This is a genomic window from Nisaea denitrificans DSM 18348 (assembly GCF_000426505.1).
In the GTDB taxonomy this organism is placed as follows: domain Bacteria; phylum Pseudomonadota; class Alphaproteobacteria; order Thalassobaculales; family Thalassobaculaceae; genus Nisaea; species Nisaea denitrificans.
The window spans coordinates 1,434,860-1,452,370 of the sequence record NZ_AUFM01000011.1 but is presented as its reverse complement, the minus strand read 5'-3'; the positions used below and the strand labels follow the sequence as shown (position 1 = coordinate 1,452,370).

Genomic DNA, 17,511 nt, shown 5'->3' with positions numbered 1-17,511 from the left:
TATGCCGCAACTGCGAATTTGATTTGAGAGAGGAACGGTAAAATGGCTACCCCGCGCACGCCGCATACCCGAAAACCCGACGCCCAGATGAATGGGGCGGCGATCATTCTCAAAGCGTTGCAGGATCAGGGCGTAGAAGTGGTATTCGGCTATCCCGGCGGGGCGGTATTGCCGATCTATGACGAGATCTTCAAGTCCAACCGTATCCGCCACATCCTAGTGCGCCATGAGCAGGCGGCCGTGCATGCGGCGGAAGGTTATGCCCGTTCGACCGGTAAGGTCGGGTGCGTGCTGGTGACCTCCGGTCCGGGCGCGACCAATGCGGTGACCGGCCTGACCGATGCGCTGATGGACTCCATTCCGATTGTCTGTCTCACCGGCCAGGTGCCCACGCATCTGATCGGCAACGACGCCTTCCAGGAAGCGGATACGACCGGCATCACCCGGCCGTGCACCAAGCATAATTATCTGGTGAAAGACGTCACCCGGCTGGCCGACACTATTCATGAGGCGGTCTATGTCGCCACCACCGGCCGTCCGGGTCCGGTCGTGGTCGATCTGCCGAAAGACATTCTGTTCGCGGAAGGCCCTTATTATGCCCCGAACGGGAACGCGCATCCCAGCTACAAGCCGCAGGTAAAGGGTGACGAGAGCGCCATCGAGCGTGCGGTCGATCTGCTCGCAAAAGCCAAGCGGCCGATCTTCTATGGCGGCGGTGGCCTGATCAATGCCGGCCCGAAGGCCTCCAAACTCTATGCCGAGCTGGTGCGTCTGACCCAGGCGCCGACAACCCTGACGTTGATGGGCCTCGGCGCCTATCCGTCGCAGGATCGTCAGTTCCTCGGCATGCTCGGCATGCACGGGACCTACGAAGCCAATCTGGCGATGTATAATTGCGATGTGATGATCAATATCGGCGCGCGGTTTGATGACCGGGTGACGGGCCGGATCGCCGACTTCTCGCCGAATTCGACCAAGGTACATGTCGATATCGACCCGAGTTCGATCAACAAGAACGTGGTTGTTGATCTGCCAATCATCGGCGATGCGGCGAATGTCCTGGAGCAGATGATCAAGGTCTGGAAAGCCAAGGGCTACAAGGCCAATGCCAAGCCGCTTGAAAAGTGGTGGGCGCAGATCGAGAAATGGCGTGAGCGCAAGTGCCTGGCGTTCACGGAAGACACGTCGATCATCAAGCCGCAGCACGCGATCAAGCGGCTGTATGAGCTGACCCGTGATCGTGACACCTACATCACCACCGAAGTCGGCCAGCACCAGATGTGGGCGGCCCAGTATTTCGGTTTCGAGGAGCCTAACCGCTGGATGACCTCTGGTGGTCTCGGCACGATGGGCTACGGCCTGCCGGCGGCGATGGGCGTGCAGATCGCGCATCCGGACTCAACGGTGATCGATATTGCAGGCGAAGCCTCATACCTGATGAATATTCAGGAGTTGTCGACGCTCGCCCAGTACCGGCTGCCGGTGAAGTCCTTCATTGTCAACAATCAGTGGATGGGCATGGTCCGGCAGTGGCAGGAGTTGAACCATGGCGGCCGCTACTCCGAGAGCTATTCGGAGAGCCTGCCGGATTTCATCAAGGTCGCGGAGGCTTTCGGCGGCGTCGGCTTGCGGGCAGAGACTGTCGACCAGCTCGACGACGTCATCATGGAGATGCTGGAGACAGACCGTTTCGTGCTGGCCGATATCATGGTCAAGAAGGACGAGAACTGCTTCCCGATGATCCCGTCCGGCGCTGCGCATTACGAAATGCTGCTCGGACCGGACGACAAGGCGGAACTGGAGACGTCGGAGAACGGGATGGTTCTGGTCTAGAAATCCCGCCTGAAGGCATGTCGCCCGCTTGCCGGAAAAGGCGCGGGCGCCATCCGTCCATTCACTCTATAAGGTATCGGCGGCCGGTCGGCCGCCCAGAATTCGGAGCGTATCGTGAACGCAACCACTGAAATCGCAGAAGCGACCCACACTCTTGCCGTGCTGGTGGACGACGAGCCGGGCGTGCTCGCCCGTGTCATCGGCCTGTTTTCCGGTCGCGGCTATAATATCGAAAGCCTGACGGTTTCTTCAGTCGACACGGCGGCGCACTTGTCCCGGATCACCATCGTGACCACCGGGACGCCGCTGATCATTGCCCAGATCAAGGCACAGCTCGGCCGGCTCGTGCCGGTTCATTCCGTGCACGATTTGACCCTTGAAGGCCCGCACCTGGAACGCGAGCTGGCGCTGATCAAGATCCGCAATGTCGGCGAGCACCGTATCGAGGCACTCCGGATCGCGGACATGTTCCGTGCCCGTGCTATCGACAGCACGCTTGAAAGCTTCGTCTTCGAGCTGACCGGCAGCCCGTCCAAGATCACGGCGTTTGTCGAGCTTATGAGTGCGCTTGGCGCAATCGAGGTATCCCGCACCGGCGTCGTCGCGATCGCCCGGGGCAGTAATCTGGATATGCCTGTCTTCAGCACGCTGGAGGTCAACCGCAAGAAGGCCAAGCAGCCGGCAGGCAAGAAGGCACAGAAAAAGGTCTGAACAGGCCTGAGGCAGCGGGAGTTATCGGAGCCCGACCCGTTGCCCGATCAATTCTGCCCGGCGGCTTGCGTCGGGTGGGAGACAGAGAGCTCCATTGAAGTATTGAGTTACAGGAACGTAAACGAGAGGGCCTAGAAATGCGCGTCTATTACGATCGGGATGCCGACGTCAATCTGATCAAGAACAAGAAGGTTGCGATTGTCGGTTACGGTAGCCAGGGCCATGCCCACGCCAATAACCTGAAAGACAGTGGCGTGAAGGACATCGTCGTCGCGCTGCGCGAAGATTCGTCCAGCCGTGCCAAGGTCGAAGCCGCTGGTCTGAAATGCATGACCGCAGCCGAAGCCGCTGCCTGGGCTGACGTTGTCATGATGCTGACTCCGGATGAGGGCCAGTCCGACATTTATGATCAGGACCTGAAAGACAACATGCGCGAAGGCACTGCCATCGCATTCGCGCACGGCTTCAACATTCACTTCAGCTTCATCGATCCGCGTCCGGACCTTGATGTCTTCATGATCGCACCGAAGGGCCCGGGTCACACCGTGCGCTCCGAGTATGTACGTGGCGGCGGCGTGCCGTGCCTGGTCGCCGTGCACCAGAACGGCTCCGGCAATGCGCTCGAGATCGCGCTGTCCTATTCCTCCGCCATTGGTGGCGGCCGGGCCGGCACCATCGAGACGAGCTTCAAGGAAGAGTGCGAAACCGATCTGTTCGGTGAGCAGGCTGTCCTCTGCGGCGGTCTCTGCGAGATGATCAAGGCTGGTTACGAAACCCTGGTCGAAGCCGGTTATGCGCCGGAAATGGCCTATTTCGAGTGCCTGCACGAAGTGAAGCTGATCGTTGATCTGATCTTCGAAGGTGGCATCGCCAACATGAACTACTCCATCTCCAACACGGCCGAGTATGGCGAATACGTCACCGGCCCGCGCATTATCACCGCTGCGGTGAAGGCGGAGATGAAGAACGTTCTCGAAGACATTCAGTCCGGTGACTTCGCGCGCCGCTGGATGCTGGAAAACCAGGTCAAGCAGGCCGGCTTCAAGACCATGCGCCGTCGTGCAGCCGAGCACGACATCGAGGTGGTCGGCGAGAAGCTGCGCGCCATGATGCCCTGGATCTCCCAGAACGCTCTCGTCGACAAGGCGAAGAACTAATCTGGCAGAACTAACCTGAAGGTAGCGCGGCGGCGATTCTGTCGTCGCCGCGCCGCCACTTTCGCGCATTAGAAAATTTTTTGCTAAAGCGACGCGACAATTAAATTACATAGTAAGCTGATTCTTTGATATGATTCCCCTGTGGCGTCACCGATTTCGGGTAGACTGCGTGGGGTAAATGCAATGGGTGACCGTTTTCCGTTGCAAGGCCGATCCGAACTTTGGTCTATTCCGGCGGCGGCACTGTATGTGAACCGATTCCGAAGCGCGCGACCGGGCTGAACGTAAATGTTTTTTGCAAACCTACTTGGCATGCTCTCCGCCGACATGGCGATTGACCTTGGGACCGCGAATACGCTGGTCTACGTGAAGGGCCGGGGCATTGTTCTCAATGAACCGTCGGTTGTTGCTATCGCCACTGTGCGCGGCAAGAAACAGGTTCTCGCCGTCGGTGATGAAGCGAAACAGATGCTTGGCCGAACGCCGGGCAACATTCAGGCAATCCGGCCGCTGCGCGATGGCGTCATTGCGGATTTCGAAGTCGCCGAGGAAATGATCAAGCACTTCATCCGCAAAGTGCATAACCGGCGCAGCTTCGCCAGCCCGCAGGTCATCGTCTGCGTGCCGTCCGGCTCGACAGCGGTTGAGCGTCGGGCGATTCAGGAGAGCGCAGAGAGCGCGGGCGCCCGCCGGGTGTTCCTGATCGAGGAGCCGATGGCTGCCGCGATCGGTGCGAACCTGCCCGTGACGGAGCCGACCGGCTCCATGGTCGTCGATATCGGCGGCGGTACCACCGAGGTCGCCGTGCTTTCGCTCGGCGGTATTGTCTATTCCCGTTCGGTCCGGGTCGGTGGCGATAAGATGGACGAAGCCATCATCGCCTATATCCGCCGGAACCATAACCTGCTGGTCGGCGAGGGCAGTGCGGAACGGATCAAGAAGGAAATCGGCTCCGCGTTCCCGCCGGAAGACGGCGTTGGCAAGACCCTTGAAATCAAAGGGCGCGATCTGATGAACGGCGTGCCGAAGGAACTGATCATCGACCAGAGCCAGGTCGCCGAAAGCTTGGCCGAGCCGGTTAGTCAGATCATCGAGGCGGTCAAGGTCGCCCTTGAGCAGACCCCGCCGGAACTCGCAGCCGACATCGTCGACAAAGGCATTGTGCTCACCGGTGGTGGCGCGCTGCTCGGCAATCTCGATTACGTGCTGCGGCACTCGACCGGCCTGCCGGTCTCCATCGCCGACGATCCGCTCTCCTGCGTGGCCCTCGGTACCGGGCGCTGTCTCGAGGAAATGAAGGTACTCCGCAACGTTCTCATCGGTGCCTACTGACCGATGAGGCTGCGATGATGGAATTGGCGTAGGAAGGAGCAGGCAAGGAATGGGGCGTAGACCGGCATCATTTTCCCGTGTCGCCCAGCCTGTGCGAACCCTTTGGCAGCGCTTTGCCTTCACTGCACTTGTATTGGCCGCTTTCGGTCTGATGCTGCTCGGCAAGGCCGACATCGTTATGGTCAAGCGATTGCAGATCGCTGCGGTTGATGCTGTCGCGCCTATTCTCGAAGCCCTCTCGCACCCTGCCGCTGCCGTCTCCAAAGGCGTGGAAACAGCGCTCACTCTGCGGGACCTGCATGCGGAGAACGAGCAGCTGCGTGAAGAGAACAGCCGCCTGAAACAGTGGCAGCATGTCGCTCATCTGCTGGAATCCGAGAACAAGGCCCTGAAGCGTCTGACGCATCATGTCGGGCCACCGCCGGTTAGCTATATTTCCGCCCGTGTGATAGCGGAGGCCGGTGGCCCGTTCGTGCGTAGCGCCCTATTGAACGCGGGGCGCCAGAGCGGTGTCCGACGCGGCCAGGGCGTGGTCTCGGAAGACGGGCTTGCAGGAACCGTCGTCGAAGTCGGCGAGTTGCATGCACGTATGCTTCTGGTGACGGACTTGAACGCCCAGATCCCGGTCCTGATCGGCGCCGCGCGGGAGCCGGGTATTCTGGTCGGGGACAATACAAACCATCCGCGCATTCTGTATCTGCCGCAGAACAATCGGGTCTCTCCGGGGGATCTGGTGATCAGCTCCGGACATGGCGGGATGTTGCCTGCCGGTTTGCCGGTCGGCACCGTTTCCTCGGTCTCGGAATCAGGGATCCGCGTCAAGCCCGTGGTCGACTGGACCCATCTCGAGTTTGTCCGCATCGTCGATTACCTGATGCAGGGCGTGATCCCCGGCCCGATGGACCCGCCGCCGTTTACCGTGCTGGCGCCGGACCCTGAACCGACCCTGGTTGAACGGCTCGGTGTGACCCGCGGGAAGACTGATAGATGAAGACGAGTTTCGTCCAAAGAATGGATCTTTGGGCGCGCCATCTGATGCCTGCCGCGACGATGTTGCTGCTGGTGCTTGTGAGCGCGGTGCCGCTCGGCATTCCGGGATACGCGCAGGTCTCGCCCGCCTTTACGCTGATGGCCGTGTTCTATTGGGCTGTCTACCGGCCGGATCTGACACCGCCTTCCGTGGTTTTCCTGACCGGTCTGGCCGAGGATCTTGTGCATGGCTATCCGCTCGGCCTGACTGCCGTCATCTTTCTCGCCGTCTATGGTGTAGCCACGACCCAGCGTCAGACATTCCTGACCAAACCCTTCTTCATTGCATGGGGCGGGTTCGTCATCATTTCCTTCGGTGCGTTCCTGCTGGACTGGATGTTGATGTCGCTATTCTCGCTGGCATGGATCATCCCGGACACGGTGCTGGCCCGCTTTGGGCTGACGGTCGCGCTTTTCCCGGCTATGGCTTGGCTCTTCGTTCGCATTCACCGCTATCTGGTGCGATAATATGCGCATGAAGAACCCAAAGGATCAGGATACCAAGCGGGCCTTCACCCGGCGCTCGCTGATACTCGGTGCGGGGCAGCTCGGTCTGGTCGGAGCGCTTGGCGCGCGGCTCTACTATCTGCAAGTGGTGGAAGCGGACCGATACCGGACGCTCTCCGAGGAAAACCAGTTCAATCTCGAGCTGCTGCCGCCGACCCGCGGGTTGATCCTGGACCGGAACGGGGTTCTGGTCGCCTCGAACGAGGACAATTTCCGCGTCGATCTCGTACCGGAACAGACCAGCGATGTGCGCGCGACCATCAATGCATTACGCCAGGTCGTCCATGTGGACGATTGGGATGTGAAGCGCGTGCTGAAGGAGATTTCCCGTAAGCGCAGCTTCGTGCCCGTGACGGTGGTGGAAAACCTGACCCGGGAAGATATCAGCCGGGTTGCGGTCAACGCACCCTATCTGCCTGGCATCCGGATCGAGGAGGGGCGCTCCCGGGTTTATCCCTTTGGCTCCAAGGCGGTGAATATCACCGGCTACGTGGCAGCGGTTTCGGACACGGAATTGACCGGTGATCCGGTCCTTGAGCTGCCGGACTTCCGAATCGGCAAGAGCGGTATCGAAAAGCTCTACGATCAGGAAATGCGCGGCTCCGCGGGCCGCCGTCAGGTCGAGGTCAACGCGCTCGGCCGGATCATCCGGAAACTTCCGGGCGACGAGGGGCAGCCGGGCAAGAACGTTCATCTCACCCTCGACATGGGCCTTCAGATCTTCGCCCACGAACGGCTTGAGCGCGGCAGCTCGGAGCGGGTTCCCATCGCGGATATCCGCGTGCAGGAAGCCATCGCGCGCTCCGGTGTGCCGAAGCGCTATCTGGAGAATGACGACGGGACGGTGTTCCTCGACAAAGGGGGCAACATCGTGCAGGGCGAAAGCGGTGCCGCCATTGTCATGGATGTGCATACCGGTGAGGTTCTGACCATCGCCTCGACGCCGGGTTTCGACCCGAACAATTTTAACAAGGGGCTGAGTGCCCGCGATTGGGAGAACCTGCTTTCCAATCCGCGCCACCCTCTGACCAACAAGGCGATTGCCGGGACATACCCGCCGGGCTCGACCTTCAAGATGATTGTGGCGCTTGCTGCGCTTGAAGCCGGTGTGATCGGGCCGGAGACGGAGGTTTACTGCAACGGCCATACGGATCTCGGCAATGCCCGCTTCCACTGCTGGAAGCGCTGGGGTCATGGCAAGATGGACGTCATGGATGCGCTTGAGCAGAGCTGCGACGTTTATTTCTACGAGGCGGCGAAGCGGGTTGGTATCGACCGGATCTCCGAAATGGCCCGCCGTTTCGGCCTTGGTGAGACACTCGAGATCGAGCTGCCGGGCGAGCGCAATGGCCTGATCCCGACCCGGGAATGGAAACTCGCCGTGCGCGGTGAGCGCTGGCAGAAGGGCGAGACTCTGATCACAGGCATTGGCCAGGGCTTCGTTCTGGTGACGCCGCTGCAGCTCGCAGTTATGACCGCGCGGCTGGTCAATGGCGGCTATGCGGTGAAACCAACTCTGATCCGGCGCGAAGAAGGCGACGAGCAAATCCCGAAAATGAATGTCTCGCGCGGCAATCTTGCCTATGTGCTTGAAGGCATGCGGCGGGTGGTCAATGGAGCGCACGGCTCAGCGCGTAGCGCTAAAATCCCGGAGTCCGGCGTCCAGGTTGGCGGTAAAACCGGGACCGCGCAGGTCCGGCGGATCACCAAGGCGGAGCGTTTGACCGGTGTGATACCGAACGAAGAACTGCCCTGGCGTGAGCGGGATCATGGATTGTTTGTCGGCTACGCGCCGGCGGAGGCGCCGCGCTACGCGGTTGCCGTCGTGCTCGAGCATGGTGGCGGCAGCAAATACGCGGTGCCGATTGCCCGGGACATTCTCGCCCGTGCCATGGAAGCCGACGGGTTCGAAGCATCCGAGGCAGAACCAGTCGAGATCCTGCCGCAGGCTCAACCTGAAACGGATCAGGGTTAAGCCATGGCGACCGGCATGCATTCAAACTCTCTCAACCGGCCGGAACTGACGCTCGGCATCAAGCTGCAGCAGATCAACTGGGGACTTATCCTGCTCCTGACGCTGATCGCCTCAGTCGGTTTCGCCATGCTTTATTCGGCAGCTAATGGCAGCTGGACGCCCTGGGCCATGCGCCAGGCTATCCGGTTCGGTATTGGCCTGGTGATCACGCTCGGCATTGCGCTGATTGATATCCGCTTCCTGATGCGTTGGTCCTATGCCTTCTATTTCGTATCTCTCGGCCTCTTGGGAGTTGTCGAGATCGCCGGAGAGATAGGCATGGGCGCGCAGCGCTGGATCGACCTCGGTGTCTTCCGCCTGCAGCCGTCGGAGTTGATGAAGCTGGCGCTGGTACTTGCTTTGGCGCGGTATTTCCACCGTCAGACCTTCGAGGAGGTTGGCCGCATCCGCAGCCTGTTCATACCGCTGGTTCTGGTCTTTGCACCGGCGATCCTGGTTCTGCGCCAGCCCGATCTGGGCACGGCAGGCATGATCATCCTTGGCGGCGGAGCCATCTTCTTCCTTGCCGGCGTGCGGATCTGGAAATTCGTCACCGTTCTCGTGCTTGGCTTGTCCGCGATCCCGATCGGCTGGCAATTCCTGCATAACTATCAGAAGAACCGGATTCTGACCTTCATCAACCCGGAGAACGATCCTCTCGGCGCCGGATATCACATCCTGCAGTCCAAGATCGCGCTTGGCTCAGGGGGGCTCTTCGGCAAGGGCTTCCTGCAAGGCTCCCAAAGCCATCTGAACTTTCTGCCGGAAAAGCAGACCGATTTTATCTTCACCATGCTGGCTGAAGAGCTGGGGCTGGCGGGGGCGTTGTTCCTGCTGCTGCTCTATGTTCTGGCACTTGGGTACGGCTTTGCCATCGCGCTGCGCTGTTCCAGCCAATTCGGTCGCCTGTTAGCGCTCGGAACAACCACGACGTTGTTCCTCTACATGTTCATCAATATTGCCATGGTGATGGGATTGATCCCGGTTGTTGGTGTGCCGTTGCCGCTGATCTCATACGGCGGGACAGCGATGCTGACGGCGATGATCGGCTTTGGTCTGATCATCAATTGCTACGTTCATCGTGACATCGAGATCGGCCGGCAAGGTTTCGAAGACGAAGACTGAAGCTGCTGCCCATCTGGAGCGGTGTTTGAAATGCCCTAAGGTTGAGCTTTTCGTAATCATAAAAGCGCCTTAATAGACTTTTATGGGATTTTTCTGTTAAACTTTCGCGAATGAGCTTTTTGTTGATCTTATGCCGTCCGTTGTTTCCGGAGCGGGACCGAACAGGTTGGTGACCCTTGGACAATATTGAACGCAAGAGCCTGAAAATTCTCGCCGACTCCGCCCGTGAGAATCAAGGCGAGAGCGACCTTACACGTAACCTCGATGCAGCAGCCGAAACCGGGGACCGGGTTGAGTATGACCGGGCCCGTGACAGCTTCGATTCCTTGCCGCCGGAAGAACGGCGCAGCATCGGTACCGGTGCCGTAGAGCAGGCGGAAACAGTCCGGATCGAAGCCAAACTTTCCAAAGCGACCCGCGGTCGCCCGGTGCCTCCGGCCGAGCAAGCTGAAGAAGACCGGGATATGCTCGGACTGGATTGGGTTCTGGGAAAGTCTGAAAGCGTGCCGAAGGCGGTGCGCAAGAAGCAAACCCGGATGCAGGACCCCGAAGCACGCCGTCCGGCGGCCCAGGCACCTCTGCAGGATGACGGAGAGGGGAATTGGAACTGGCAGGCCTTGCCAAACGATCCGACCCTGCGTGGAGGCAGCAAAGACAAGGACCCGTTGCAGGAGCTACGCGAACAGCTGCTTGGCCCGGGTTCAGAACACACTTGGCGTCGTTCTCAGTCCTCCGGGGAATAGTGCAAAACCCGCTTGCAATAGGGTCACGCCTTTAGTATCAATCCGCTCCCTCGACGGGCGGGCGCATAGCTCAGTTGGTAGAGCAGCTGACTCTTAATCAGCGGGTCGTAGGTTCGAGTCCTACTGCGCCCACCACTCTCCGCCTTGATAAAAAAAGTGTTTCCGGCTTCGTACGGTAAACGGATCAGTCGCTCCGACAAGCTCCCATAATCTCATTCCGATACGCTGGCATGTACCCTTGCGGTCTAAGGCTCTTGAACTCTTTCGAAATCAAGAAATGCGATGAGCTTGTTAACGGTATTGTCGTCATCCGAAAGCGGGAAAATGGCCCGTTCAATAGTATGATGGTAGTCATTTAGTTTTCGGAAGTCATGATCCGAAAAAACCGGGCGCTTTTCAAAAATAGGAAGGTGGTACTCATTCAGAACCTTGTTTCTGACATCTCCAAAATCAATTTCGTCCAAATATTTTCCAGTATAATCACTCCCATACATATCGACGATTTTCGTTCCGACAAGACGAATTCTCAATCTTGCACCGTCGTTTTCGACATCAATCAGGATGATGGAGGAGAGCAATCTAGGCATCTCTAGCGGGTCGAAATCGGCCCGTTTGGCCATCCGGCGATTACCGCGCTTACTGTTCCAGAGCTTAAATGCCTCGCGAAGAAGCGGTGATCTCACTCTCTCGAACTGTTTTTCTTCGACACTCAAGTACAACACCACATCGGTTTGGGCCTGATTTAATCAGTCTGGTTTTTCAAGATACCAATCATGGCATGTAAATGTCAGGAGTCATGCGTGGATTGGCGAACCGTTACTGAAACCGGTCGACGTCTGGTTTGACAGGAGGCTGCTCAGGAAACCGGCCCGCAGCCCTTGAGCTGTGCCGTGGCTCTCCCGTCCGACAGAAAAACAGCGGTCGCGGGTTCTTGTCCTACGGTGGTGATGACGATCATTGCACCTGCGATTTCTGACGAATCCACCACTGTCTGCCCGTAAGGTCCGTCGGGCAAAGTGTCGTCGACATCCACGGTGAAGACGACGCGCCCGCGCCCTTCGAGCCTGTCAAACAGGATTGATACGACACGATCGCCGTCCGTGACGGGGGAGAAGCTCCGGACTGCGTTTCTCCCCTCGGCAATGCCGAAGGGTTCGTAGACACTCGCGCCCGCGCCGCCTTCTGCAATGTCAAATAACAGACCGCCGGCCGAGCTCCGTAGGTCGATCTGCATGCCGAAATCGTAATATTCGCAATCGTTCCGGTTCTCGACGATGAACAGATCGGACGGGGAGGTTTCGATGAATGTCACGACGAGATCGGCCAAAGCCGCCGAAGGTAGCAGGGAGAGGAGGGCGGTGAGGAGTGCGCGAGTGGTCATAAAACAGATATAGGTCTGCGTTTTGAGGTGCACAGAGGGCGGAACCCATAATCACGTCACGGCAGAGATTTATCTTCCATACTGTCGCGGATTTTTTCTCGTCATACCAACCCCGATGACCTTTTAGTGAATATACAGAAATTTTTGCTGTTGTAGCCTAAAGGCAGGCAAACTTGCCTGCAGTGGGAGATCAAACATGCAAAAAATTAAAACAACATTGACTGCCTTTGGCCTTTCCGCCGCGCTCCTTGCGGCGGCTCCGGTATTCGCTGACGGCCACCTTGAAAAAGCCATCGAGGCGCGCCAGGCGGCGATGAAGCTCTATTCCTTCAATCTGGGTCAGCTTGGAGCGATGGCGAAAGGCAACGTAGCCTATGATGCGGCGGTAGCCAGTGCTGCTGCCGGTAACCTCGCCGCGCTTGCCGCGATGGATCAGGGGGCGATGTGGCCAAAAGGTTCCGATGCAACCGCGATGCCCGACAAGACCCGCGCTATGGCTGAAATCTGGTCGACCTATCCCGAGATCACCGGAAAGAGCAAAGCGCTCGCCGATGCGTCGGCGGCGATGGCCAAGGTTGCTGGTGATGGCCTGCCGGCGCTGCAAGGAGCTATCGGCGATGTCGGCCAAAGTTGTGGCGGGTGCCATAAACCCTTCCGCGTGCCGAAATAGTCAAATCAGTCCCTATCGGGGGCCGGCTTGTGTCCGGGCCCCGATAGATGCGCAGGAGAGGGTGTGATGACAGGTTGGGTGCGGCTCGCGGGGGTCGCTCTTGCCGTCGCTGGAGCGGTTGCCGGATGGGTTCTGACGGCGCCTGAAACGCTAATGGAAGACAGTGTGCCGGCTGGCGGAGGTGATGTTGAACGTGGCCAGGCAATTTTCACCATCGGCGGCTGCGCCTCCTGTCATGCGGCGGACGGTGCCAAGGGGGAACAGAAGCTAATTCTTGCGGGCGGCCGGTCTTTCGTCACCGCATTCGGCACCTTCTATGCCCCGAACATTTCCCCAGATCCCGGATCCGGAATCGGGGCCTGGCGTAGTGTCGACTTCGTTAATGCCATGAAGCACGGCGTTTCACCCGATGGCAGTCATTACTACCCGGCTTTTCCCTACACTTCTTACGCCCGGGTGAAGACCGAGGATTTGCTGGATCTCTGGGCCTACATGAAGTCGCTCCCTGCGAGTGAGCAGGTGAACACGCCGCACGCAGTCGGCTTCCCGTTTTCGATCCGGCGCGGTCTCGGGCTCTGGAAACAGCTCTACCTCGATCCGGCTCCGGTGGTGGAGGTTGCCGAAGACTTGGAGAGAGGGCGTTATCTGGTTGAAGGGCCGGGCCATTGCGGGGAATGCCATACACCGCGCTCCGTCATTGGCGGTCCCGATCTCTCGCGTTGGTTGGCTGGTGGCCCAAATCCGGACGGGAAGGGCTCTGTCCCGAACCTGACCCCGGGTGGCGCTGGTATTGCTGCCTGGTCCGAAGCCGATATCGCGGAGTATCTGAAATCCGGTTTTACACCGGATTTCGATACGGTCGGTGGTTCCATGACAGAGGTGGTGGAGAATACGGGCCTGCTGAGCGACGAGGACCGCCGTGCCATTGCCCGCTACCTCAAGGCTATTCCGCCGATTGGTGCGCCGAAATAAAAAGCCTTGAGGTATGCTGACTGCGAGGACAGTGGCCGTTTCGGCCAGACTGTTCCGTCAGGCGGCGACTGCCGCTTGGTCCCATGCCCGGATGGTGTCCCGGATGCTTTCGTCGAGCTCGATGAACTCAGCGCCGAACCCTTTGACACGTTTGCGTTGCCTCACGACCCGAGCCTGCACTCTGCCGAGACCGGTCAGGTCAACCTCGATTGCCGAGCCTTCCGGGATCTGTTCATCAGTACCGATTTCGAGGCCGGTTTCCGAGATGTTGTGGATCACACAATCATACCAGCTCTCGCCGAGGCGGAATCTTGACGCTTCCATGAGCGTTTTACGTTCCGCTTCACGCCGGTTACCTGCCGCGGATTCCCGGACGATGGCCGTCAGTCTGGTCTGTAGCTCCTGCATCTTGTTTGTGATGGTGGTCGCTGACGTACTGATCTCCTGGGACATGGTGCCGTTTTCCTCGGCCGATGCGGCGACGCCAGTGATTTTTCCGGAGACTTCCTGAGTGCCCATGGCTGCTTCCTGGACATTCTGGGTGATTTCATTGGTGGTGTCTGTCTGTTGCTCGATTGCGACCGTGATCTGTTCCGAGATCTCGTTGATCCGCACCACGGTCTCGCCAATCGCGCGCATTGCCTGGACCGCGTCGCTGGTAATGCTCTGAATGCTCTGGACCTGCCCCGCGATATCTTCCGTCGCGCTGCCGGTCTGGTTGGCGAGGGATTTTACTTCCGACGCAACAACCGCAAACCCCTTGCCCGCTTCGCCGGCGCGTGCGGCCTCGATTGTCGCGTTGAGAGCCAGAAGGTTGGTCTGCTCGGCGATGTCCGTGATCATGTTGACCACGGCGCCGATCTTTTCGGCTGCGCTTGCAAGCCCTTCGACCGTTGCGTTGGTTTTCTCGATCTCGGTTGTCGCTTCCCTGGCGATGTTGGTCGATGCACCGACCTGCCGGCTGATTTCCTGAATTGACTGCGCCATCTCCTGGGATGCCGCGGCCACGGTATTAACGTTTACAGTCGCTTCTTCCGACGCGGCCGCGACGGCCATGCTTTCCTGTCTCACGTTTTCCGCCGACCGGTTCATGGTTTCCGAGCGCTGGCGCATCTGCTCCATCTCTTCGGCGATGGAGTTGACGGCGGTTTTCAGTTCCTCTTCCAGCTTGTTGCTAAGCGTCAGCATCTCTTCCTGCAGACGGCGTTGCTGTTCTTCCTGCTCCTGCTGCCGGGACTCTGTCATCTGCTCAAGCTCAATACTGGCCTCTTTGAAAACCGAAACGGCTTCCGCCATGCTGCCAATTTCGTCTCTGCGTCCGCGCGCCGGAACCTCCGCGCTATAGTCGCCGGTGGACAGCTTAGCCATGGCAGAGGTCAGCTTGACGATCGGTCCGGCGACCGCATTGCCGATTGCCGCACCGCTGGCAAGCCCGCCGACCAGCCCCAGGCAGGCCAGAGCGACAATGATCTTCAAGCTTTGCTGTTCGTGCTCTTCAGCAGCATAGAGAGAGCGCTGCGTAAATTCCCCGATCTCATTCAGGATCTCTTCCATCTTGTGATCGAGAGTGGTTTCCAGTGCCTCCGCTTTTTCAGCAAAGCCGGTTGCCGCATCCATATCACCCGCTTCATGGGCTTTGAATGCGCCTTTGGCCTGAACCTCGTAATCAGCGTGGAGGCGCTTTGCTTCTTTGATTTGTTCCGCGACCGATGAAAATTCCTCGACGGATTCGGTCGCCCCGTGGGACGAACTCACCTCAATCGCATGCTCCAGTCTGCGTTCAAGGTCCAGAAACAGCGCATCCGCACTCTTGCTTTGTTCTTCGAATTTTCCGATTTCCTTGGCGAGCACCGCGCTGAGGTCGGCATCTTTCTTCTGAATGCCGGAAAATCGCATGGCTTTCTCAAAATGAATGGCTTGCTCAAGCTGCAAGACGGTCACCTTGGTCAATTGCCGGGTGATCGGCATGTCTTCTTCCGCAATCTCCTTGAGCTCAATGCCGATCAAATTCATGGAGAATACAGCATAGATCAGAGCCACTATCGGGAGAGGGAGAGTGACCAGACATACGCCAATGATTTTCTTCCGGATCGAGAGACTGGAAAACATTTAAAGCGGCCCTTTGCGTGATCTTCCATTGGAAGGATTTGTATCAAAAATTGTATAATCGAAACTTCGCCCATACCGTTGCTAGATGCACAAACTACCCATATTTCCTGTGTTTTTTCACGGGAAATTTTTACGTTTTAGAGTGCTAATGTCATCCGTCTGTATGGAAATCGCTATCTTGAGTTTATAAATGAAAGCATTAATAAGCCATTAATGTAAATATCCGTTAAGCTTCCACAAGTTTGGAGCTCTTCGCCGTTAAGTAATGGCACATATTTTCTGTTCGTATTATGGGAAGTATTTTACATAATTTTGTAAGACTAAATCTTTCATAGATTGCATGATTGCGGCCAAGTGATTTCCGCAGGCCAGATCCGATGTGAAGGATTGAGGGGGCCTCTTCGACGATGGTGCGTTGGTTCTGAACTAGGGAAAGGTTCCTGCTTCCCGATAGGTGCTTGGTTGCAGTAGGATAGGATTTCTTTTCAGGCCGTAATTCGAGCGGCCTTAAGGTCGTTGATACGACCGTTTCCCGGACTATTCAGACACGCCCGGCCTGCGCGGCAGCGCTATGGCACCCTCTACGGCTTCCTCGCCGTGGCAGGAATTTGAAAGGAACAGGTAGTGATGCCGATCAAGAACCGTATCGCCGAATTCGAAGGTGAAATGCGCGAATGGCGCCATGATTTTCATATGCATCCGGAGCTCTGCTACGAGGAAACACGGACGGCCGGAATTGTTGCTGAAAAGCTGCGTTCCTGGGGCATCGAGACCCATGAAGGTATCGGTAAAACCGGTGTGGTCGGAGTGATCAAGGGAAATGGCTCCGGCACTGGTTCCATCGGCATCCGGGCGGATATGGACGCCCTGCCGATGCAGGAAGTATCGAACCCGGAATACAAATCGACTGTTCCCGGTAAGATGCATGCCTGCGGTCATGACGGCCATACGTCCACGCTGCTCGGTGCGGCAAAATATCTGGCGGAAACCCGGAACTTCGATGGCACCGTTAACCTGTTCTTCCAGCCTGCTGAAGAAGGGGGCGCTGGGGCCAGGGCGATGATCGAGGATGGCCTGTTCGACCGCTTCCCGACCGATACGGTCTACGGTCTGCACAACATGCCGCAGCTTCCGAAGAATACCTTCGGTATCCGCAAGGGGCCGCTGATGGCCGGTGCCGATAGCGTCACCATCACCATCAAAGCGCGCGGCGGTCATGCCGCCATGCCGCATCTGGCAATCGACCCGATTGCCATCGGCACGCAGATCTATCAGGCGGCGCAGACATTTGTGTCCCGCTCGATCAATCCGTTCGATACCGCCGTGGTCAGCATCACCCAGTTCCATGCCGGAACCGCGAATAACGTCATTCCGGGCGAGGCCATGCTGAACGCTTCTGTCCGCACCATGACCAAAGAGGTGCAGGCGTTGATCAAGGAGAAGTTCCAGAAACTCTGCGACGGTCTCGCGCTAGCCAACGGGGTCGAGATCGAGTGCGAATATCGCGAAGGCTATCCGGTCACCTCTAACCATGACGAACAGGTCGAGCGGATCATCTCCGCCGCGGCCAGCGTGGTCGGCATGGAGGCAGTCGATCCGGAAACCGAAGCTTTGATGGGCAGCGAGGATTTCTCCTTCATGCTGGAAGAGCGTCCGGGCGCCTATATCTTCCTCGGTGGCGGGGACGAAACCCACACCCACTCGGTGCACCATCCGGAATATGACTTCAACGACGAGACGCTGACCACAGGCGCCAGCCTCTGGGCGGCATTGGTTGAGGCGGAACTGCCACGCGCCGGCTGATCCGCAAACGACGAATTATCTCTGCGGCGCCTCTGGCAAAAGGGGCGCCGTTTGCATGTCAGGGATATGGCTTTCTGTTGCCGGACCCGAGCGGAGATGCGAGCTTTCCGTCTCTATCCGGTTAT

Annotated in this window: 15 protein-coding genes and 1 tRNA gene; 13 read left to right on the top strand and 3 right to left on the bottom strand. The window is 58.3% G+C overall.

What is annotated here, in order from left to right; genetic code table 11:
* The first annotated feature begins 42 nt into the window (after positions 1–42).
* From K328_RS0107820 to K328_RS0107775, 10 genes are all read left to right on the top strand, one after another.
* Positions 43–1,833: an acetolactate synthase 3 large subunit gene (locus K328_RS0107820; RefSeq protein ID WP_051284631.1), complete on the top strand. Its 1,791-nt coding sequence runs from the start codon at positions 43–45 to the stop codon at positions 1,831–1,833.
* Between the two features lie 114 nt (positions 1,834–1,947).
* The gene (ilvN, locus tag K328_RS0107815) at positions 1,948–2,544 is read left to right on the top strand and encodes an acetolactate synthase small subunit (protein WP_205620593.1); all 597 of its coding nucleotides are present in this window, start codon (positions 1,948–1,950) and stop codon (positions 2,542–2,544) included.
* 137 nt (positions 2,545–2,681) lie between these two features.
* A complete protein-coding gene (gene ilvC / locus K328_RS0107810; RefSeq protein ID WP_028465502.1) occupies positions 2,682–3,701 on the top strand; it encodes a ketol-acid reductoisomerase in 1,020 nt (339 codons plus the stop codon).
* Between the two features lie 288 nt (positions 3,702–3,989).
* Entirely contained in the window at positions 3,990–5,033 is a 1,044-nt protein-coding gene (locus K328_RS0107805) for a rod shape-determining protein (RefSeq protein WP_028465501.1), read from the top strand.
* Positions 5,034–5,082: 49 nt separating this feature from the next.
* Positions 5,083–6,024: a rod shape-determining protein MreC gene (mreC, locus tag K328_RS23015; protein ID WP_084608156.1), complete on the top strand. Its 942-nt coding sequence runs from the start codon at positions 5,083–5,085 to the stop codon at positions 6,022–6,024.
* Entirely contained in the window at positions 6,021–6,530 is a 510-nt protein-coding gene (gene mreD / locus K328_RS0107795) for a rod shape-determining protein MreD (protein WP_028465500.1), read from the top strand. Before mreC ends, mreD begins: the two co-directional genes overlap by 4 nt.
* A 1-nt stretch (position 6,531) precedes the next feature.
* On the top strand, positions 6,532–8,544 hold the full coding sequence (gene mrdA / locus K328_RS23010) for a penicillin-binding protein 2 (RefSeq protein WP_205620592.1): 2,013 nt from the start codon (positions 6,532–6,534) through the stop codon (positions 8,542–8,544).
* 15 nt (positions 8,545–8,559) lie between these two features.
* Positions 8,560–9,708, top strand: a complete 1,149-nt coding sequence (rodA, locus tag K328_RS0107785) for a rod shape-determining protein RodA (protein WP_205620591.1) — start codon at positions 8,560–8,562, stop codon at positions 9,706–9,708.
* A gap of 176 nt (positions 9,709–9,884) precedes the next feature.
* Complete coding sequence (locus K328_RS0107780) at positions 9,885–10,451, top strand: hypothetical protein (protein ID WP_028465498.1); 567 nt, start codon at positions 9,885–9,887, stop codon at positions 10,449–10,451.
* A 59-nt stretch (positions 10,452–10,510) separates the two neighbouring features.
* Positions 10,511–10,586, top strand: a tRNA-Lys gene (locus K328_RS0107775).
* A gap of 110 nt (positions 10,587–10,696) precedes the next feature.
* On the opposite strand, the gene K328_RS25690 is transcribed toward K328_RS0107775, so the two are convergent.
* On the bottom strand, positions 10,697–11,164 hold the full coding sequence (locus K328_RS25690) for a PAS domain-containing protein (protein ID WP_169721188.1): 468 nt from the start codon (positions 11,162–11,164) through the stop codon (positions 10,697–10,699).
* Positions 11,165–11,307: 143 nt separating this feature from the next.
* Positions 11,308–11,832, bottom strand: a complete 525-nt coding sequence (locus K328_RS23000; RefSeq protein ID WP_156901195.1) for a hypothetical protein — start codon at positions 11,830–11,832, stop codon at positions 11,308–11,310.
* A 196-nt stretch (positions 11,833–12,028) separates the two neighbouring features.
* On the opposite strand from K328_RS23000, the gene K328_RS0107760 reads away from it, so the two are divergent.
* Both K328_RS0107760 and K328_RS0107755 read left to right on the top strand, forming a co-directional pair.
* A complete protein-coding gene (locus tag K328_RS0107760; RefSeq protein WP_028465497.1) occupies positions 12,029–12,502 on the top strand; it encodes a c-type cytochrome in 474 nt (157 codons plus the stop codon).
* A gap of 66 nt (positions 12,503–12,568) precedes the next feature.
* Entirely contained in the window at positions 12,569–13,474 is a 906-nt protein-coding gene (locus tag K328_RS0107755) for a c-type cytochrome (protein WP_036553239.1), read from the top strand.
* Positions 13,475–13,531: 57 nt separating this feature from the next.
* Here the strand turns inward: K328_RS0107755 and K328_RS25685 are convergent, their stop codons facing one another.
* Positions 13,532–15,487 carry a methyl-accepting chemotaxis protein gene (locus tag K328_RS25685; protein ID WP_169721187.1) on the bottom strand — a complete coding sequence of 652 codons (1,956 nt, stop codon included), beginning with the start codon at positions 15,485–15,487 and terminating at the stop codon, positions 13,532–13,534.
* A 723-nt stretch (positions 15,488–16,210) separates the two neighbouring features.
* Between K328_RS25685 and K328_RS0107745 the strand changes: the two genes are divergently transcribed.
* Complete coding sequence (locus K328_RS0107745) at positions 16,211–17,386, top strand: M20 aminoacylase family protein (RefSeq protein WP_028465495.1); 1,176 nt, start codon at positions 16,211–16,213, stop codon at positions 17,384–17,386.
* Positions 17,387–17,511: the final 125 nt, after the last annotated feature.

Excerpts from the sequence above, each read along its gene's own strand:
- K328_RS0107820 (WP_051284631.1), top strand. The coding sequence starts at position 43 with ATGGCTACCCCGCGCACGCCGCATACCCGAAAACCCGACGCCCAGATG.
- ilvC (WP_028465502.1), top strand. The coding sequence starts at position 2,682 with ATGCGCGTCTATTACGATCGGGATGCCGACGTCAATCTGATCAAGAAC.
- K328_RS0107805 (WP_028465501.1), top strand. The coding sequence starts at position 3,990 with ATGTTTTTTGCAAACCTACTTGGCATGCTCTCCGCCGACATGGCGATT.
- mreC (WP_084608156.1), top strand. The coding sequence starts at position 5,083 with ATGGGGCGTAGACCGGCATCATTTTCCCGTGTCGCCCAGCCTGTGCGA.
- mreD (WP_028465500.1), top strand. The coding sequence starts at position 6,021 with ATGAAGACGAGTTTCGTCCAAAGAATGGATCTTTGGGCGCGCCATCTG.
- mrdA (WP_205620592.1), top strand. The coding sequence starts at position 6,532 with ATGCGCATGAAGAACCCAAAGGATCAGGATACCAAGCGGGCCTTCACC.
- rodA (WP_205620591.1), top strand. The coding sequence starts at position 8,560 with ATGCATTCAAACTCTCTCAACCGGCCGGAACTGACGCTCGGCATCAAG.
- K328_RS23000 (WP_156901195.1), bottom strand. The coding sequence starts at position 11,832 with ATGACCACTCGCGCACTCCTCACCGCCCTCCTCTCCCTGCTACCTTCG.
- K328_RS0107760 (WP_028465497.1), top strand. The coding sequence starts at position 12,029 with ATGCAAAAAATTAAAACAACATTGACTGCCTTTGGCCTTTCCGCCGCG.
- K328_RS0107755 (WP_036553239.1), top strand. The coding sequence starts at position 12,569 with ATGACAGGTTGGGTGCGGCTCGCGGGGGTCGCTCTTGCCGTCGCTGGA.
- K328_RS25685 (WP_169721187.1), bottom strand. The coding sequence starts at position 15,487 with ATGAATTTGATCGGCATTGAGCTCAAGGAGATTGCGGAAGAAGACATG.
- K328_RS0107745 (WP_028465495.1), top strand. The coding sequence starts at position 16,211 with ATGCCGATCAAGAACCGTATCGCCGAATTCGAAGGTGAAATGCGCGAA.